1 pseudogene is annotated in these 223 nt (G+C 59.6%); it reads right to left on the bottom strand.

The features are described 5' to 3' along the window. Window positions 1-129 (bottom strand): annotated as a pseudogene (locus BN1800_RS43345) (cupredoxin domain-containing protein); the annotation flags it as partial. Between the last annotated feature and the right edge of the window lie 94 nt (window positions 130-223).

Raw genomic sequence — 223 nt, 5'->3', positions numbered from 1 at the left:
CGTGGCCTTGGCTTTATCGCCAGGTTCGCCGATGGCCATTTTTTCAGCGTGGCCGCCGGCATGATTGCCGGCAGCCAAGGCTGGGGTTGCGAAGGCGGCCAGCGCCAGTGCCAATACAAAGTTCTTCATGGGTAAATCCTTTTCCTGATGTGGAAGATGGAGCCTCAGCCGTTTGTCGGCTTCGGGGTGATGTGCGTCTTCGCGTCCTTGGCCTTGGTCGCCG

Origin of the sequence: Rhizobium sullae, assembly GCF_900169785.1 — a bacterium.
Lineage (GTDB): Bacteria > Pseudomonadota > Alphaproteobacteria > Rhizobiales > Rhizobiaceae > Rhizobium > Rhizobium sullae.
The sequence above is the reverse complement of the archived record's forward strand: the minus strand, read 5'-3'. Positions and strand labels throughout refer to the sequence as shown.